17 protein-coding genes are annotated in these 17,033 nt (G+C 56.6%); 7 read left to right on the forward strand and 10 right to left on the reverse strand.

Features of this window, described 5'->3' with window-relative positions:
• Positions 1 to 121 precede the first annotated feature (121 nt).
• The 7 genes from O3S81_RS13360 to O3S81_RS13390 all read right to left on the reverse strand — a co-directional run bounded on the left by O3S81_RS13360 (position 122) and on the right by O3S81_RS13390 (position 8,652).
• Positions 122 to 1,027: an ABC transporter permease gene (locus O3S81_RS13360; RefSeq protein ID WP_269343867.1), complete on the reverse strand. Its 906-nt coding sequence runs from the start codon at positions 1,025 to 1,027 to the stop codon at positions 122 to 124.
• On the reverse strand, positions 1,017 to 1,961 hold the full coding sequence (locus O3S81_RS13365) for an ABC transporter permease (protein WP_269343868.1): 945 nt from the start codon (positions 1,959 to 1,961) through the stop codon (positions 1,017 to 1,019). The genes O3S81_RS13360 and O3S81_RS13365 overlap by 11 nt, the downstream gene beginning before the upstream one ends.
• A 64-nt stretch (positions 1,962 to 2,025) precedes the next feature.
• Positions 2,026 to 2,514: a Cu(I)-responsive transcriptional regulator gene (gene cueR / locus O3S81_RS13370; protein WP_269343870.1), complete on the reverse strand. Its 489-nt coding sequence runs from the start codon at positions 2,512 to 2,514 to the stop codon at positions 2,026 to 2,028.
• Between the two features lie 11 nt (positions 2,515 to 2,525).
• Positions 2,526 to 3,539, reverse strand: a complete 1,014-nt coding sequence (locus tag O3S81_RS13375; RefSeq protein ID WP_442864915.1) for a 2Fe-2S iron-sulfur cluster-binding protein — start codon at positions 3,537 to 3,539, stop codon at positions 2,526 to 2,528.
• Between the two features lie 9 nt (positions 3,540 to 3,548).
• The gene (locus tag O3S81_RS13380) at positions 3,549 to 6,053 is read right to left on the reverse strand and encodes a heavy metal translocating P-type ATPase (protein ID WP_269343872.1); all 2,505 of its coding nucleotides are present in this window, start codon (positions 6,051 to 6,053) and stop codon (positions 3,549 to 3,551) included.
• 472 nt (positions 6,054 to 6,525) lie between these two features.
• Entirely contained in the window at positions 6,526 to 7,782 is a 1,257-nt protein-coding gene (locus tag O3S81_RS13385) for an acyltransferase family protein (protein WP_269343874.1), read from the reverse strand.
• A 48-nt stretch (positions 7,783 to 7,830) separates the two neighbouring features.
• The gene (locus tag O3S81_RS13390) at positions 7,831 to 8,652 is read right to left on the reverse strand and encodes a class I SAM-dependent methyltransferase (protein ID WP_269343876.1); all 822 of its coding nucleotides are present in this window, start codon (positions 8,650 to 8,652) and stop codon (positions 7,831 to 7,833) included.
• Between the two features lie 655 nt (positions 8,653 to 9,307).
• On the opposite strand from O3S81_RS13390, the gene O3S81_RS13395 reads away from it, so the two are divergent.
• From O3S81_RS13395 to O3S81_RS13420, 6 genes are all read left to right on the forward strand, one after another.
• Positions 9,308 to 9,544 carry a hypothetical protein gene (locus O3S81_RS13395; RefSeq protein ID WP_269343878.1) on the forward strand — a complete coding sequence of 79 codons (237 nt, stop codon included), beginning with the start codon at positions 9,308 to 9,310 and terminating at the stop codon, positions 9,542 to 9,544.
• Positions 9,544 to 10,233, forward strand: coding sequence for a hypothetical protein (locus tag O3S81_RS13400; protein ID WP_269343880.1), 690 nt, complete (start codon positions 9,544 to 9,546; stop codon positions 10,231 to 10,233). Before O3S81_RS13395 ends, O3S81_RS13400 begins: the two co-directional genes overlap by 1 nt.
• Positions 10,233 to 11,675 carry a hypothetical protein gene (locus O3S81_RS13405; protein WP_269343882.1) on the forward strand — a complete coding sequence of 481 codons (1,443 nt, stop codon included), beginning with the start codon at positions 10,233 to 10,235 and terminating at the stop codon, positions 11,673 to 11,675. The genes O3S81_RS13400 and O3S81_RS13405 overlap by 1 nt, the downstream gene beginning before the upstream one ends.
• Before the next feature lie 149 nt (positions 11,676 to 11,824).
• Complete coding sequence (locus O3S81_RS13410; protein ID WP_269343884.1) at positions 11,825 to 12,064, forward strand: hypothetical protein; 240 nt, start codon at positions 11,825 to 11,827, stop codon at positions 12,062 to 12,064.
• 74 nt (positions 12,065 to 12,138) lie between these two features.
• On the forward strand, positions 12,139 to 12,522 hold the full coding sequence (locus O3S81_RS13415; RefSeq protein ID WP_269343885.1) for a hypothetical protein: 384 nt from the start codon (positions 12,139 to 12,141) through the stop codon (positions 12,520 to 12,522).
• Positions 12,523 to 12,665: 143 nt separating this feature from the next.
• Entirely contained in the window at positions 12,666 to 13,772 is a 1,107-nt protein-coding gene (locus tag O3S81_RS13420; protein ID WP_269343887.1) for a class I SAM-dependent methyltransferase, read from the forward strand.
• Between the two features lie 39 nt (positions 13,773 to 13,811).
• Here the strand turns inward: O3S81_RS13420 and O3S81_RS13425 are convergent, their stop codons facing one another.
• From O3S81_RS13425 to O3S81_RS13435, 3 genes are read right to left on the reverse strand one after another with little or no spacing between them, the layout of a single operon-like run.
• Positions 13,812 to 14,441, reverse strand: coding sequence for a hypothetical protein (locus O3S81_RS13425; protein WP_269343889.1), 630 nt, complete (start codon positions 14,439 to 14,441; stop codon positions 13,812 to 13,814).
• A 3-nt stretch (positions 14,442 to 14,444) separates the two neighbouring features.
• Positions 14,445 to 14,783 carry a hypothetical protein gene (locus tag O3S81_RS13430; protein WP_269343890.1) on the reverse strand — a complete coding sequence of 113 codons (339 nt, stop codon included), beginning with the start codon at positions 14,781 to 14,783 and terminating at the stop codon, positions 14,445 to 14,447.
• The gene (locus tag O3S81_RS13435; protein ID WP_269343891.1) at positions 14,773 to 16,173 is read right to left on the reverse strand and encodes a hypothetical protein; all 1,401 of its coding nucleotides are present in this window, start codon (positions 16,171 to 16,173) and stop codon (positions 14,773 to 14,775) included. Before O3S81_RS13435 ends, O3S81_RS13430 begins: the two co-directional genes overlap by 11 nt.
• Before the next feature lie 459 nt (positions 16,174 to 16,632).
• Between O3S81_RS13435 and O3S81_RS13440 the strand changes: the two genes are divergently transcribed.
• On the forward strand, positions 16,633 to 17,013 hold the full coding sequence (locus O3S81_RS13440) for a hypothetical protein (RefSeq protein WP_269343892.1): 381 nt from the start codon (positions 16,633 to 16,635) through the stop codon (positions 17,011 to 17,013).
• Positions 17,014 to 17,033 lie beyond the last annotated feature (20 nt).

A 17,033-nucleotide genomic window follows, 5' to 3' on the forward strand; every position in this document is an offset into this window, starting at 1 on the left:
TATTGAATCGGAGGCATTTGCGTATTTTCATGCGGCTTCAGACGATATTACTCTCCTTCCGGTCCTGCGGCCTCATCTATGTTTGATAATCGTCAAATCTGCCTTCACCTGTTTGCAGGCGTCAATGGCTGTTCGTTTTCTTCGTTTCCAGATTGAGGCCATGGCCGATCCAGGTCACGCTGAGCGCCGACAGGAAGATCGCAAGACCCGGTGCTATGACGAGAACCGGCATGCGCTCGGCATAGGCCTGTGCATCGGAGAGCATCAGCGCCCAGTCGGCGGCCGGCGGCTGTACGCCGAGCCCCAGGAATGACAGGCCGCCTACTGTGATCAGCTTGTGGCCGAAGCGTAGGAACGCCACGGCCGCGATCGGCCAGATGGTGTTGGGAATGATGTGCCGGAAGATGATGAAGCCCCGCTTGCAGCCGAGCACTTCCGCCGCGCGGATATATTCGCGGGAATTGATCGACAGCGTCAATCCGCGCGCCAGCCGCGCAAAGGGTGTCCAGCCGACAATGGTCAGCGACGCGATCAGCGTTCCATATCCGGGGCCAAAGATGGCGACGAGGAAAATCGCGATCACCACGTCAGGTATGGCGATAAGCAGGTCGACCACGCGCATCAGCACCTCATCGAGGATACCGCGGCTGCGGCCGCTGATGATGCCGATGAAGGTTCCGATGACGACCGACAGAATGACGGTGATGGCGGCGATCGTGACGGTGAAACGGCCGCCGATCAAAAGCCGGCTCAGCACATCGCGACCGAGATGATCCGTCCCGAGCCAATAGGTGGCGCTCGGCGCGTTCAGTCTGAGGCGAAGGTTCTGCTGCGCCGGATTATAGGGCGAAATCGACGGCGCGATCACCAGGAGCAGGATGATGGCGAGAAAGATTGCCGATCCCGCATAGAAGGTCCAGTGCCGCCGGCGGATGAAATCCGTGAAGCGGGAGAGTGTCGAGGGGCGCGTGGGCAAGGTCATCGGCATGGCGGCGGCAGGCGCGCTCGTGAAAAGACTAGTGGTCATGTTGACCTCGCATTGCTGGATTGATCAGAACATAAAAGCTGTCGGCCAGGGTATTGACCAGAATGGACAGGGCCACGATGCAGATGAAACCGCCCTGCAGCATCGGGATGTCGCGATTGATCACGGCGTCGTAGAGAAGCCGGCCCATGCCGGGAATGGCGAAGATGACCTCCACCACCACCGATCCGCCAAGCAGGCCCGCAAGCCACAGCGCAAAGAAGGTGACGACCGGCAGCGAGCCGTTGCGGATGCCGTGGCGCATGACCGTGCCATGCATGCCAAGGCCGCGGCTGCGTGCCGCCGTGATATAGGGCGCGCGCAGAACCTCGGCCATGGCGGCGCGCGTGACCTGCGTGAAATAGGCGAGCGGCCGCAATGTCAGCGTCAGCGCGGGAAGCACCAGCGAACGCCAGCTGTCCCAGCCGGCCGAGGGCAACCAGCCGAGATAAAGCGCAAAGACCAGTGCCGACATGGGCGCGAACCAATATTCCGGCGTTGCGACGAAGGTCTGGATCATCAGCGTCGCGAAATTGTCGAGCCGCCCGCCCGGACGCATGGCCGCCAGCGTGCCGAGCGGCAGCGCCACGGCGACCGCGATGGCCAATGCCGTCAACGCAAGCGTCACCGATACGCCGAGAGAACGCAAAAGCTCGTTGGCCACCGGCTGGCTGCTGGTGAAGGAAAACCCGAGATCACCGTGCAGCGCATTCCACAACCATGTGAAATATTGCACGTAAAGCGGCCGGTCGAGCCCGAGACTGACCCTCAACGCCTCCACCGCATGCGGATCGAGCGCGGTATCGCGCATGCGCGAAAACAGGATCGTGCGCGCCGGGTCACCGCCCGCCATATAAGGCAACAGAAACGCGATGACGGAAACAATGGCCAGCATCAGGCACAGAATAAAGAAGCGCTGTATTATCTGTATCCACATGGCCTGCTCTCCTTCATCATGATTGGCATTTGCACTGCATTCGCCCCCAAAAGGGAACCGGGGCCTATTTCGCGGGACGCTGTAAATCCATCGCCGGACCGGATGTCCCCTTCAGCATGCCTGTCCGTTTGGGCACGACGGCAACCGTCGAAAAATCAAGATCTTCCGCATGGGCGAGGTCATGAATGATCGGGCACTCCGGCTCGCCATTGTCAGGGCAATAGGTGGCGAGGTTCCGAAGCGTGTCGGCCATCTCCCTCAGCGTATCCATCTTTGCTTCCAGGTCGATGACATGTTCCATGACGATGCGTTTGACATCGCAGGAGGCGCCGCCCGGATCGCGCCACAGGGTCATGAGCTGCCTGATCTTTTCGATGGAAAAACCGAGATCGCGTCCACGCCGGATGAAACGCAGCGTTTCCAGATCATTGGCCGTATAGACCCTGTAGCCGGAATCCGTGCGGCTTGCCGATTTGATCAGGCCGATCGTCTCGTAGTGCCTGATCATCTTTGCAGAAACACCGGAGGCGGTGGCGGCTGTGCCAATGTTCATCGATCCTGCTCCTATCTTTCCGGGGTGAAAAATACATCAGCATGAATGTCGGCCGTACGCATGCCGCGCGCCAGAAGCTGCGGCACCGTTGCCTCGATCATGGCCGGCGGGCCGGCAATATAGGCTTTCCAGCCATCGAGATCGTCGAAATCATCCGCCACTGCCGCACCGACATAACCGCGACGGATATTCGTATGGTCTTCATTCGAAAGAACCGGGACGAAGCTCAGATTGCCGTGCCGGGTGGCGAGGTCCTCGAAACGGTCGAGCATATAAAGGTCGCGCTCGGCGCGGGCACCGAAATAGACATGGACCGGACGCTCCCGGCCCGCTGCAAGCGCCGCTTCGACCACGGCCTTCACGGGGGCAAGCCCGGAGCCACCGGCAATGCCGAGGATCGGTCCGCAATGTTTTTCCCGCAGGAACGACGAGCCGAAAGGCCCCACGATCGTAACGGGATCACCCGCTTTGGCGAGCGAGAAGATGCGGCCGCTCGTCATGCCGCCGGGAACATGCCGGATGTGAAATTCAATCAGTTCCTCATCCACCCTGCTCGCGATCGAATAATCGCGCGGCGAACAGTCCGGATAAAGCAGGCGCACATATTGCCCGGGTTTGAAGGTGAACTGCGCCCGATCCTCGAGCCGGATGCGGATGAGCTTGATGTCATGGGTCGCATCCACCGCTTCCACGACGGTGCCCTCGAAACGGCCGGTCGGGATATCGGCGAATTCATCCTCGCCGTCGAGCCAGCCGATCGTCATATCGCTCATCGGCACGGCGCGGCAGGCAAGTGTGAGGCCTTCAGCCTTTTCCTCTTCGGTCAATGAAAAGGGCGTATGCTTGAGAAGATCGATCTCACCGGAGATGAGATGTGATTTGCAGGCGCCGCAACGGCCCATGCGACAGCCATGCGGATAGGCAATGCCGGCGGCGAGCGCGGCCTGAAGCACGGTCTCGCCGGCAGCCGCCATGATGCTGCGGCCGATCTGCGGCAGATAGATTGTGTTGCCAGGCGTCACCATATCCGCCTCCTATTCGGCCGCTGCAAGCTGCAGGTCGGACGATCTGTCCACCAGCGGCGCACGGAAGCTTTTCAGACGCAGCGCATTCGTCAATACGAAGACGCTGGAAAGCGCCATGGCTCCGGCAGCAAGGACGGGCGACAGCAGAACGCCGTTGACAGGATACAATATGCCGGCCGCCACGGGAACAAGCGCGGCATTGTAAGCAAAGGCCCAGAACAGATTCTGGCCGATATTGCGGATCGTCGCCTTGGAGAGAGCAATCGCGTTGGCAACACCGCGCAGATCGCCGGACATCAGCACCACGTCGGCACTTTCAATCGCGACATCCGTGCCCGTGCCGATGGCAAGCCCGACATCGGCTGCGGCAAGCGCCGGCGCATCATTGATGCCATCGCCGACAAAGGCGACCCGTCGTCCGCCGGCGGCAAGCCTCTTGACCGCCTCCACCTTGCCGTCGGGCAACACTTCGGCCACCACCTCGTCAATGCCGAGGCGACGGGCAATGGCTTCCGCCGTGCGGCGATTGTCACCCGTGATCATCGTGACCTTGAGGCCCAGCGCATGCAGCGCCGCAATCGCCTCCGGTGTCGTCTGCTTGATGGGATCGGCAACGGCGATGATCGCGGCCAACCTGCCATCGACGGCAGCATAAAGTGGCGACTGCCCTTCCCTGCCCATCCGCTCGGCATCGGCGGCGAAGGCCCCGACATCATAACCGAGTTTCACCATGAACCGGTCAGCACCCGCCTCTACCCGGTGGCCATCGACCATTGCCGCGACACCGAAGCCGGGGGTCGCCTCGAAAGCTTCAGCCTCGGCAAGCATCAGACCGCCATGTTTTGCAGCCTCGACGATCGCCTCGGCAATCGGATGCTCAGACCGGTTCTCGAGCGAGGCGACAAGGCGCAGCACCTCATCCGCATCGAAACCCTGGGTCGTGTTGAAATGCACCAGCTTCGGCTTGCCGAGCGTCAGCGTGCCGGTCTTGTCGACCGCGATGACATCGGCGTCGCGCAGCGTCTGGAGCGCATCGCCGCGCCGGAACAGCACGCCCATTTCGGCGGCGCGGCCGGTACCGACCATGATCGACGTCGGCGTGGCAAGGCCCATGGCGCAGGGACAGGCGATGATGAGAACCGCAACCGCATTGACGAGCGCGAAGGTCAAGGCCGGATCGGGCCCAAAGATAAACCAGACGGCGAAGGTGACGAGTGCGGCCAGCATGACCGCCGGCACGAACCAGTTGGTCACCTTGTCCACCAGCGCCTGGATGGGCAGCTTGTCGGCCTGCGCCTCCTCCACCATGCGGATGATCTGGGCGATCAGCGTATCGCTGCCGACCTTGGTGGCGCGGAAGGTGAAGGAGCCATTACGGTTCACCGTGCCACCCACGACCTCGGAACCCTCCGTCTTGGTAACCGGCACCGGCTCACCCGTGATCATCGATTCATCGACATAAGAAGAGCCGCTGAGAACCAGACCGTCGACCGGCACTTTCTCGCCGGGGCGAACGACGATCACATCGCCCGTTCGCACATCCTGCAGCGGTACATCGACGGTTTCGCCGTCGCGCAGCACACGGGCCGACTTGGCCTGCAGGCCGACGAGCCGCTTTATCGCCTCGCTGGTGCGGCCTTTGGCGCGCGCTTCAAGGAAACGGCCGAGCAGGATCAACGTGACGATGACCGCGGCGGCCTCATAATAGACATTGGCCGTGCCGCGCGGCAGGATTTCAGGCAGGAAAGTCGCGACCACCGAAAATCCCCAGGCGGCGGCAGTGCCCAGCACCACAAGCGAATTCATGTCCGGTGCAAGCCGCATAAGCGCGGGAATACCCTTTTTGAAGAAGCGCAGGCCCGGCCCGAACAGGACCAGCGTGGTCAGCACGAATTGCAGATACCAGCTTTCCTGCATGCCGACCGTTTCCATGACGAAATCATGGATGGCGGGCACCAGATGTGAACCCATTTCCAGCACGAAGACCGGCAATGTCAGGGCAACGGCCACGGCGAGGCTGATTTTCAGGCTGCTCATTTCCGCTGCGCGCCTGTCCTGCTCCGCATCACCGGCTTTGTCAGCGACGATTTCCTTCGCCTTGTAGCCCGCCCGCTTGATCGCCTCCGACAAGGTGGCGGCAGAGGCGGCATTGCCCGCCACGCGGATGGTGGCACGCTCGGTCGCGAGATTGACGCTCGCATCGGAAACACCGGAAACCGCCTTCAGCGCTTTTTCGACGCGCCCGACGCAGGAAGCACAGGTCATGCCTTCAATATCGAGCTCGACGGTTTTTTCTTCGACGCCATAACCCGCATGCCGAACCGCGGCGATCACCGCAGGCAGGTCAGGCGATCCGGAAAAGGAGATATCGGCACGTTCGGTCGCAAGATTGACCGAGGCCTTCAAAACGCCCGGCACCTTGGCAATCGCCTTCTCCACGCGACCCACACAGGAGGCGCATGTCATGCCGTCGATCGCAATCTGATGACTCGCCCGGATCTCCATTTGTGACATGCGTATGACCCCTCTTTTCTTTATATCGAAAAAGATAGGGCTTCCCATCGTGGCAAGGTCAATAGGTTCTTTTTGATAACTTTCAAGAAGGAATGACGCAGCCGTGAACAGGTGTCCCAACGCCGGGTAAAGTCTGGGTTACATCCGGTGCGAGAAGCAGAGGCGCAAGGCCGTCAAACGCCTGCACCTTCTTAAGGATGTAGTCGAAGATGCTTTTGAAAGCCGTAAAGCCGAATTGAAGGTGGCGGCAAGGTGAGGCGACGGTTCAGCCCGCTTGAGCTTCATATCTAGCCGAAACCGGGAAGACTCAGGTTGCAGAAATAGGACAAATGCAAACTCGAGATGCGCCTTCCCCCAATCTAGCAACGAAAGCGGCAACAGCACAAAAGGCACCGCCGCTCTAGATCTTGATGTCGACGACAGGCATCAGACGCGGGCACAAGTGATCGAACACGCGCAGAGTGCCGAGACATCAAGAACGCCGACTTCGCTCCACATCATTTTCAGCCGTTGAGGGCATGCGAGATAAGCTAAATGATGACCTCGCAGAAGCACGCCGTAGCCAGTCGACCTTGGCGTTCAGATACCGCACCCACCATTCATCGAAATAGCAAAGTGGCAAGGCGATGGACACGCAAAGTACCGCTGTAGTCGCGAAAAGAGGCATCCCTCCATTTGTAAATATGTGGAGAAAAAGCCAACTCGAGACTGAGCCGAATACAAGAAGGTGGACGAGGTACAAGGAAAAACTAAGACGACCGAGCGCGAACATCAGCCGATTGTTCATAACGCCATATATTTTACCGTTCGTCATAGTCGCAAATATCACGCAGGCGGAGCCAGCAGAGTAAATAATAGACCACGCGATTTGCGGAGAAGCGGCAGCAAGCGCCGACGACCATGCATAGGCCTGTGAGGGTTCAAAATATCCAAGCAAATAGATACCGAACCCTAAAATCCCCGCCGATAAGTACAAATTAACCCCGTGAATCTCCCATCTGCTTATGGCAAACGATACTCCCATTCCAACGATGAACGGCAGCATGAACGCCATGCCAGCTAAGGCAGGCAATCCAGATCCTGAAACACCGAAAATCGTTGCGAGGCATGCCATACAGATGAAGGTAATTGACCTGTTGTTGCCTAACTTCGAAAGGACAGGCATTGCGGCGAAAACGATAAGGCTGCCATAATACTCGTAGACCATTGTCCAGAGGCTTGGGTTTACTCCAGACTGCCCTGAGAAAAAAGTCGTCAGTCCCTGCCAGATGGCAGTGAGGAATGAGGGATAGCTTTCGTTAAAGGAAGAATGCCCAAACGTTTGCATCCAATAGCTGCCGCTCTTGGCCCCCGCGTCTTTGTAGAAATATAAGTCTGCCCGGAACAGAAGCGCGCTGAATAGGCAGACAACGACAACCGGTCCAGCGAGCCTCGGCCAGCGCTTTAATCCAGACCAAAGTGAGCGGTATGGATCGGGGTTTTTGAAGTATCCCCAACTCAAAACGAACCCGGACAGGGTGAAGAAGAAAAAAACTGCTCCGTTGCCGTTTATGAAAAAGAAGAAAGGCGATCCCACCAAGCTGCCGTCGTTGCGCTTGTCGGCTATGATTCCAGATATTGAAGGATGAAACGCCAGAACGAAATGGTGAACCGCCACGATTATGGCTGCGATGCCTCTCTGGCCCTCTAGCGGTATGAGCTTGTCAGATGATAAATATTTCGCGCGCACAGTTAGGATTGTCCTTCTAGTCTCTCGCCCCCGCTGACGCGCGAAAGGCTATTGTGTATTTGCGCGGAACCTTTTCCAAAAGGAAGGTTTTTCCACGGGTACGGTCGCCTCAACGACAACATCGACAGAGGTTGTCTCCGGCTTTTTGCTGACCACAGTCAAAAACTGAAGCGCCTCATCGTGAAACACGTTAACGATTTCCAGCCCGACAGACTCGGTGAATACCCTAGCTGCCCGGTCGTTGAAAAACGTATAGTGTGAATACACGACATATGGATCTCGATATGCGGGAACCTGCCAGACGAAAAGGCCACCTTCTTTCAGCTTCGTGGTCACAGCCTTTCCAAGCTCAAAAGCGTTGGGGATATGCTCCAACGTGTGCCACATGAAAATGGCATCCACGTTGCCAGGAACGTCGTCAAGCGACCCGGCAACCTTCAGTTTATCTCCCAGACCAAACTGAGGCACTGTTTTGTTTAGAAGGTCGACGTTGATGTCGATCGCCCACGACGTCTCGTAAAACGAGCAAGCGGCGGCAGCTAAATACCCCTCACCAGCACCGAGATCGACAATCGATTTTCCTCCGATGATGTTCCCCACCAGATAATTCAAGAAAGAGATATTCTCTCTGTTCTGGTGTAGGCGAAGGTCATCGATTTTTTGGCTATAGAACCCATCAGCGCTGTTGATCTGGACTTGCAACGCCTCGACAGAATCGACCTGCTCTTTGAGCAAGTTCGTACGGTTTGTGATCGCCGTACATGCAGAGCATATGCATATTTCAACGCTGTCGCCAGAAACATCAAGCCGCCTCTGAAACAAGTGCGTCGTGCCGATCGATCCGCAGCACGGACAACTTTCATTATTCATTTTCGTCCCTTTCAGACAACTTTCGCGACAATAGTTAGAAGGTGGGGGAAGCACAACTCTTGAAGCCGCAAGAGCCGGCTGCGTACATGAAAATGCTTACATCTTACAGGGAGCTTCCAACAAATTAGTCAAACTGAAATAGCGTTCCCGCCCGCCAAGCTGCAGTTGGGCTTTCCATGTATCTCACTCATGCAGATCGGGATGCGGCACGTCCGGGCGGGTTTCGCGAAGCGCGGTTTGCTGAAATTCACAGGTTCACTAGAACTTTCCGCTCAGGCTGAGTGGATTGTCTACTGCACGATACCCAGCCTTACCCCTCACCTCGTTGCAGGGACTAAGGTGACAATCTGCAAGAGGACCTCATCATCGGGACAGGTTGCTTTCATTGGCATCGAATATTCGCTCGATCACCGTAGTGAACGCGCGCTTTTCGACGGGTAAAAAGTGAGCAGAAAGGTAGATTAAAAACAGGGTATTCCACCTATCGGTTTAAAATATAGGTGCCCTTCTAAATTTATATGGTGCGGACGGCGGGCATTGAACTTCAGTAAAGCCGCGTAAGCTCTCGTCGCGCTGTGTCTCTATCCCCTTGATTCCCAGTCTATCCACTGTAAATGCCTGAATCCAAGCGAGAAATATCGAAGGGGACACTCTGATGACTGACCACGACGAGAAATCGAAGAGACCCAAAGAACGCCACGTTCCTATCGCGCTTCGGGGCGCCACCGTCATGGAAGGATTTCGCGAAAACCTCTTCGACGCTGCGAACCGCTCGGGGATGACCCCCAATGAATTCGTGCTTCAGGCAGCCGCCGAGAAGCTCAGGGCAACTGGCCGCAATTTCTCGGGCTTGTTTGCCCCCGGCGACCTCAAGACGATGGAGTGCAGATAATGGGTTTTCTCAGCTCTTTGACCGGAAGCAAGACCGGTAAAGCCACGATGACGGCGTCCGACCAGAACAAGGACGCGCTCTTTGCGCTTCGTGCGACTGGAAACAACATCATCGCGGATGGCGAAGGAAAGGCTCTTGGCGAGTTGGACAAAGCCATCGGCGTCTATCAGCCTTGGGTGGACAGCGGCAACAACGCACGCGGCATGTATGACAATGCGCTTGGTTTGAACGGCGCAGATGGCAATGCAGCTGCAACCGGCGCGTTTCAGGCTGGCCCCGGGTATCAGTTTGCGCTCGACCAAGGCACGCAGGCGGCCCTACGCGGCGCCTCTGCCTCGGGCATGCTCAACAGCGGCAACACGCTGACAGCGCTTTCTCAGTACGGCCAAGGGCTGGCAAATCAGGAATATGGCTCTTGGCTGGATCGTCTGTCTGGCGTTTCGTCTCAGGGCCTCTCTGCGGCTGGCGGTCAGGCAAGCGGTTACGGCGCGCGCTCTGGCGTCTATCAGGACTCCGCCGATGATCGACTCAGCCTCGAAAGCGGCGTGACGCAGGGTTTGCAGGGCGCAAACAACCAGTGGGCGACCGGTATGGAAGCCAATAACACGGCCCGCGGCAGTTTCTTGGGCAAGCTCCTGAACGGCGGCGTCAGCGCCCTGACCGGCGGCAAGGTGGGAGGTCTCTTCTGATGGCAATCGCAAATCTCACCGTCGCCAATCCTATTATTCCGCAGCCAGACCATTCGTGGCTCGACAAACTGGCAGGCAATCTTCAAAGCCTCGCGGTGAATGCCGGTGCCGGCAAAATCATCAACGAGGATCTAGCCGCGCGGGGTCTAGCTCCCTCACCTGCATCCGGTGGCGGCTTTCTCAGCAAGTTGTTCGGCGGTGCCAACCAGCAGCAGCCGCAAACCGCCTTCACCGGCCCCGTCACATCGAAAGAGCTTCCGGGCCAACCGGTTGTGTCGTCAGCGCCTGCCGCTCTTCAGGGTGACACCTACAAGCCGTTTATCGAGACGGTGCGTGCTGGCGGTCTCACCAACCCCTTTGGCCTCGCTGCCGTCGCATCGACCGGTAAGGCAGAAAGCGGCTGGTCTGCCAAGAACGCCATGCGCACATGGAGCGACCCGAGCGAGAGCGGTCAGCCCGGAACTGCTGGTGGCATCATGTCGTGGCGCGGCCCGCGCTATCAGGCTCTTGCTGCGACTGGCGACCTTTCCCCGGAAGGTCAAGCGCGTTTTTTCCTTCAGGAAGACCCGTCGCTTATCCAGAAGCTCAACAGCGCCAAGAGCGTGGAGGAAGCTCAGCAGCTTATGAACAACGCTTGGGCCTTCGCTGGTCACGACCGCCCCGGCGGTGAAGCTGCCCGGCGCATGGCAATGGCGCAGAACTACTACGCCAACGAATTCCGCAACGTCCCGCCCAATGGTGGGGCTGCTGCTATCGAGGCGATTGCACCGCTTGAACAGGGTGACACCAGCGGGGCAGAAACTGCTTACGTCGATCCCATGGTGAAGGTTGAGCCACGCGCCGACGCGGCGCCTTACACCATGGCTTCGCCCACGGCTCCCGCTCAGCAGTCCCGCGCCCCGATGCAGGTTGCTGACTCATCGGGCCGCGTCATCTCGCAGCCGCAGGCGCAGCAGCCCACCATTCCCGTCAATGCGGACCTCATCCGCCGCATGGTGCAGAACCCCATCACACGGGAACGCGGACTTGCTCTTTGGCAGCAAGCGACCGAAGGCCGAAAGATGGGCTTTGATTTCATGCTCGGCCAGAATGGCGACTTGATCCGCACCGACAATCAGGGCGGGGCAAGCGTTGTCGGCAATTTCTCGAAGCCAGACAGACAGGGCCTCGTCAATGCCGGCAATGGTCAGCTTTACGACCCAAACAGCGGGCAATGGCTTTCTTCACCAAACGCGGGTCAGCAGTTCCGACAGGCTACCCCGGAAGAGGCGAACCAGTACGGCGCCCAAGCTGGCCAGTTTGGACCGGACGGCAAGTTCTATCCGATCAACCCACCCTCTGGCACATCGCTTTCAGTTGGCGCGGACGGGCAGGTATCCGAGCACGCGTGGGAAGACTGGAGAATGCATCTCATTCGAAGCTTCGGCGGTCAGTTGTGGTAATATTGGCTGATGGCCACCCTCGGGAAGAAATTGATGCATTTCTGTCCAATGAGGGCATTCACCAGGATGGGCTCCAGCCGATTATTATTTTCAACGCCGGCCACGCAAACATTGCAGGCTGCGAGCGTAAGCCTCTGAGGATGGTATAGATGAGAAATCTCGTATCGCGGCTAGAGAAGCTTGAAAACGACAGGACCGGCGGGGCACGCCTCATCTTGGTCCGAACCGGCGGAGGCCATACGAGCGCTGACGTGTCCAAGATGCTGAAAGAGAAAGGCATCAACGAAACGCCGACCGACAGAGTCGTGTGCTTCGCAACGATCTACTTGGATCGCGACGGCCACGACATCCCCGCAGATTTTGAGCCTGAGCTGCTCTCCGTACACTGAAAACAATCAGGAAATATTTGAGCATGGCAAAGATAGGTGGAGCGAGACCAGGAGCCGGCCGGAAGCCGGGAACAATGAACCAGCGTACTGCGGAACTGGCGGCTGATATCCTTGGCTCGAAAAAATCACCCTTGGAATATCTGATGGAAGTGATGATGGATGAAAACGCGGATCTGAAGCGGAGGGACTGGGCTGCCGAAAAGGCATCAGCCTACATCCACCCCCGCCCCGCTCCTGTTGCTCGACCGATCCAGATCAGCATCCCCAGCACCGCAACAGCCTCGGAAATCCCCGCTGCTATCTCTGGCATTCTCCAGGCGGTCGGTAGAGGCGAGATATCGCCCTCCGAGGCACAGGGCGTTGTTTCGATCATAGAAGCTCAGCGGAAAGCACTGGAGACCGCGGACTTACTGAGACGCATTGAGGAGCTTGAAGCTGCTGCCGACAGAAAACGATGATCTGCATTCATGCTTTCGTTTGCTGGCGGTGGGACAACGCTCGGCCACCGGCGTACACTTTCATGAGGTGAGAGGTGGTGAACTCCTGGGCCACATTGAGTTTGAAATATCTGGATGCTAGCTTCCCGACAAAGGAAGACACCATGCAATACGATTATTTTGATGCGGACTATTTCCAGAACGGCCAGACGAAGGGGACGGTATATAACAATTACCTTGAGGTGGCGCGCACATCGGCTATCTATCGAGAAATAGCCAAGCTCGTTTTCGAGGTATTCCGGCCTGTCCGCACGCTCGAAATTGGCTGCGCCACGGGGATTATCGTCAAGCATCTCAATGAGCTCGGTGTCGAGGCGCATGGCATAGATGTTTCTGAATGGGCAATTGCCAACAGAGAGCATGACAACGTCGTCCTGGCAGGGGCTGAACAGTTGCCTTACCCGGACGGGCATTTCGATTTTGTCTATTCAGTCCACGCGATTGAGCATATCCCGACCGCACTCAAAGAAGCTGCGTTCGCTGAATTGAAGCGCGTAAGTGGATCAGCAATCCATTTCCACATGCTGCCAATCGTGGGGGAAGGACCATATTCAGGACCCAAGGAGGTAGTGGACGAAATTCTCCATCGAGACCCGACCCATAGCTTGCTCCACAGTATCGGCTGGTGGCGCCAGCAGTTCTCGGAAATTGGCTTTAATCCCGTTCGCGCTTCCGTGTCGTTCGCCCACGAGAGCGGTACCGTTGACTTGGGCGTGAGCCAGCTCTTCGTTTCGAACTACGATGTCGGCCTGGATGTCCACGACCGTATCAGGGTGTGGAATGCGGATGTCGTCAATCAAATCAGGTCAAACTATCTCGCCGCTAAGAGAGGGTTACATCTCCCGGCCGGTGCGCTCTCCACCGACCACACATTGGCCGCAACAGGCGAGTGGAACGATGTTGTCTTTGAGCCGAAAGGCCTGAGGGTCAATCAGAACTCGGTAATGTCCGCAAAGGTATCCGTTCCTGGTGGCACCGGTTGCTCGCTCCGATTCTGCTTCGTAACCGAGGACGGAGCCGAGGCCGATCTTTGGCGGGATTTCCCCGCTGGCACCAGCGTGTTCTCTTTCCAGTTATCTGATTTCTTTCCCCGGATTGGCTCTGTAGATCGTTCGCCAGTCAGAAGAATTCACTTTGGCGGTGTTGCCAGCGCTGACACCACGCTCTCACTGGCGGTTACGGATAGCGGCAACTTGGTCTTCACGAGTTAGTAGGGCATCCCAACTCAAGTGAAGAAACACAGGCGTCTTTCAGACGGCTTTTATGAGCCATCGCATAAATCGCGAAAGGAGCGCGTGTTTATCTTCGGCGTCACTAGTGATAGCGTTTGTTTCAAAGTCGATCCTTGATTTGATACTCGATCGAAGCGCGCCAAGATTCGTCTTAACTTTAAGGAGGGCGTCCCTACGACTTGCTTCGCTATTCACGGGATTAGACGCTTCGTTGAACCCAGCCAAAATCTTGTCTTGATAGCCGTTGAAGTCTTCTAGCCAGTCGTCACCCTCAGCGAATTCGCTGTGATTTGCATCTGTCAGACGGGTCTCAACTTTACTCAGGGCGTCAATTGTCGCTCGGTTTAGGTCTTGAATGTCTTGGCCCAACTGCTTGAGAGTTTTACCACTACGGGCGATTGCCTCGGATTTGGTTGCAGCCTCCTCACAATCCTTCAGCGCATCAATTAGTGGTGTCTTAACTCCTGTTCGGAATTCCTCGAGTCTAAGAGTTTGTTTTCTGAGCTTTTTAGTAGCTTTGTTCGTACTCTGCCTATTTCTCTCGCTCACACACAAAGAAACGAGCGAAATGACGACCGCGCCCCAGAGACGAACATCATCCCACGTACTTGTGGCCGCCTTCGCTGCAATTTCTTGAGGTTCGGACATGCTTTACTGCCTGAATGCCGATCCGCGCCTCTCAGTGAGACTACGATCTATCCCCCGGAGGATCTGCTCCATCATCATTGGGCGAGCGATGAAATTGTAATGGCGCAAAAATTCATCCTTGGAGCCAAATTTTTTGACGCTTTCGGAAAACATTCCTTGAAAAAAAGACGCTGCGACGGCATCGATGTCGTCGGGAATAACTATAGATGCAATGTCGCCGGACGCATCCACGACATCGAGCTTGTACCGTCTCCGAGCTTCAGCACCACGCTCGTGCCCGGAGATGTTTCGTACGCCGCCAGCAATGTCACCGAAATTGATCTTCAACGCATCAAGCGCCATCGAAGCTTCTCCTTAGCACCTCTGGATCCAAATAAAACCCGATGCTTATCGCCGTTCCAGGCAGGCTGCCATTTAAATCAAAGACGAAATTCGGATCCGGAGGGATTCTAGCAGAATTTTCGTTATTAAACCATTGCACGCGGGGACCATCCGCTCCGCTGGTGTGCCCTCTGTTATAGTTACCCTTCAGTTGGATGCAAGAAGAGCCAGAAATAATTGTGACTTGAGGAGCATGCTTCTCGTCAACAGTTCGGCCGAGCACAGAGACAAAGTCGAGAATGTCCATCAAGCCATAGCCACCTCGGTCAGCGTTCTCCGCTTCCTCGACGCACGTTACTCCATCTTGCAATGCGGCAAGCGTTTTAAGGGTTTCCTCTGACTGGACCGCGCCTTTAGTTTTCATGTCCGTTATATATTCGCTGATGTTTGTCTTTTGGTCGGTGTGCGCACGATCAAGGCTTTCCGAGAAAGTGTCGCCAAGGGAAAGTATCCCAATACTGGCGCGATAAACTGGCTCACCCGCTTCACTGCTGCGCTTTGCCAGAAATCCTGATACCGACCATGAACCATCCCGACGGTGGCCGTCGGAATGACGCTCAGCATTCTCCAGAACCTCGCCCAAGAGGTTCATTAGCTTCTCACGTCCGGAGTCCGACAACTCTAGCTCAATCTCCGGACGGCCCAGCCACTCGTCCACCGCCTCCACAAACCGGTCGGTGGCATAGTCCCGAGTGGGTACATCAACGAAGGGAGATTTTGAGTCGGACGCACCGGGTTTGCGGCGCCGAGTGAGGGGAAAAGCCCAGACATCGTTAAAGTCGGAGATGCCTGTAAATCCCACGCCTAACGCGTACTGCACGCCGACAGCAGCGAGAACCTTCTGCATTGGCAAGTTCATCTCGCCGCCTTCGAAAACTGGCATCATCTCCTTCCAGCATTCTACGAGAAGCATAAACGGCGCAACGTCCAAGCAATACTCATCCTTGAAGTTTATCCTAGCGCCGAGCGCGCGGGATTCTGCTTGCGCGATAGCTTTCAAAGCGTCCAAGGTAGCCTGTGGACTTCGCAGAAAACTAAATTCTTCTAAGTCAATCTCAGTATTAGCTGTCGCGGGGTCTCGGCTGCGCAGTTTTTGCCAGTGATTTCGCTGCCGCCGTATTGGATATAGACCGTCCAACACAGTCGAAGGCCTTATCTCTCTCAAAAGCAGAACTCGATCCGCAGCGCTCAATCCAGAGCGTTTTGGATTGTAGGTTTTGTCTTTGCGAACCACTTTTTCTATCGCGCGCTGTAATTTCTTTTTGTGCCGGATACTTTTGCCGCTGACGTTCCACGCCTTTTTCAGTGAAGCCCTTTTTGATTGTGCTGACTTCCGCTTGACCAAATCCACGGCAGTCTCATTTTTAGCCAGCGCGCGGGCCACTATCTCTATGATGCTTAGACTTCTCATGATGCTCGGCGACACTTTTCCATCGAAATTTTAGCTGATTGCAGATCAATAGCCGCCAGGTTGAGCCCAAGCCCTACGGTTACCGCACCTATTCCCGGCCACGTCGCGTGCCGATTGCATTGGCAGTTGCCGCGGTATGCGTTTGGCGGTGGAGCTCCCCCCAACGCAATTGTTATTGGCACAAACGGGGACTTCGATCCCCACCATAGAGACAACAACCAACGCCGCAGCGCCGCCTCCAATATCTTCCCAAAAATGACAAAAACACGCAGAGAGATTGGAGTCGAGTCTACTCAACTAGAATTTTCATTAGGGAAGGCAAAAAGAAGTTTGGACTCTTGCGGTTTCAAATGATTTCTGGAGATATCCTGCTCGGGGACAAGCGGGGGCAAGTGGAACATGATCCGGAATCTTTGGCAGATTATCACGAACTACCGTCATCGGAGTGAGCTTTGGGGGATTCGCGCGGGTCGTGCGCTACCTGGTATGCTACGGCCGGCGCCGATCATGCTTTTGGTGATGGCTTGGTATATTTTGGCTTGCGTCCCTCTGGCTCTCGCCCATCTCCTGCTAATTGGGCTTGGCGCGAGCGAAACGGTCGCTGTCATGATTATGACCCTGCCCGCCATCGCCTTTTTGTTTATGATCACACCTTGGTTTTTTCGATGGTTTTGGATTGGCCTGAGCATGCAGTTCGGGGACTTCAAAAGTGCCGATGCGAAAGAGAAACAGTTGGTGGCATGGACCGAGGCATACGAGGCTCGTCGTCCGGCGACCTGAACCACAGCAGCGCGGCTCGG

The organism is Agrobacterium sp. SOY23 (assembly GCF_027212525.1).
GTDB classification, from domain to species: domain Bacteria; phylum Pseudomonadota; class Alphaproteobacteria; order Rhizobiales; family Rhizobiaceae; genus Agrobacterium; species Agrobacterium tumefaciens_I.